The following is a 1,134-nucleotide window of genomic DNA, read 5'->3' as shown; positions in this document are numbered from 1 at the left end:
GTATAGTTGACATCGTGCGTTTCGAAATCAAAGTCCGTATAGCCGCCCGTGGGATACGTGATTCTCTTCAAAGTACAGGCCTTGACCGCCTCAGTATCCATATCCCGGCTACCGCCACCGGTTACCTTATAACTGTTCATCCATGCCGTCTCCATGCTGCCGTAAGCCAACTCCCTGTACCACGGGTCAATGTAGAAAGGTTCATTCGCCGCGTTATTCGCAAAAATGGTCTTGTTATCCGTATAATTATAGTATCCCCAGTGATCCTGGCAAGGCGACAACCGATAAGGCAATGTATATATATTATCCGTCTTGGAACCACCGTCTCCATAATATGAAAAACGATAGGGAGGAAGTGCCGATGTGCCTGTAGACGGAAGTTCCTGTACTTTCTCCAGACGCAGGCGATAGTTCAGGTATTGGTAATATGAAGCGGCTATTTTATGCCTTTCATCCGGTTCAAAGTAGCCATAGAACAGTTTGTATTTTTTATAAATGTCGTTTGCCGAATTATAAGAAGTGATACTATCAAGCATGCTCCCCCGTATGCTGTGGGCATCCTTACGGTTCTCGCTGCTGCACGTAAAGTCGATGTGTGCTCCCGAAGAAGCAGTAATGCGGCTGACCACAAGTCCGGTTATCCCTTCATTGGAGTTATCGACAATGGCAGGCCGCAGGTAGCTGGGGGGAATCTCATGCGTATTGAGATCTTTATTGAGGGTCATATAGCAAGAATCATCAATGCGGTGGATGACGCTCGTTCCCAGCGTACCGCCACTTACATAAGTGAAAGTGATGCTGCCCCCGGCAGGACTTGTAATAGACGAAAGATACCATCCGGAAGTGCAGTTATCCTTTATCGCACCGTAATAAGCGTATTCCTTATCCTTAAAAAGATATACTACCCCTTTTTCGTCCGTAATCTTGAAAGTGCCGTCCGGCTGGAACTCTATGATACAGTCATCCTGATTGATCATACGCCCTTTTCCGTTTTCATCCAGGTAGAACTTTCCGGTTCTTCCGCAGAAATTGAAAAAGAAGATATCCGGTGCAGGATCGAAGCTGTTAGGTCTCAGGTCGGTTGCACTCACCCAGTTACTCCTTTCGGCTTTGATGTATTGGTCCATGGTTTCC

The 1,134-nt window shown here is 46.7% G+C and carries 1 protein-coding gene; it reads right to left on the bottom strand.

The features are described 5' to 3' along the window. Positions 1 to 1,134: hypothetical protein (locus BWI44_RS00515; protein WP_286810313.1), on the bottom strand; the 1,134-nt coding region annotated here is incomplete at both ends.

This window comes from Bacteroides sp. Phil13, assembly GCF_001940965.1.
Taxonomy (GTDB): Bacteria; Bacteroidota; Bacteroidia; order Bacteroidales; family Bacteroidaceae; genus Bacteroides; species Bacteroides intestinalis.
The sequence above is the reverse complement of the archived record's forward strand: the minus strand, read 5'-3'. Positions and strand labels throughout refer to the sequence as shown.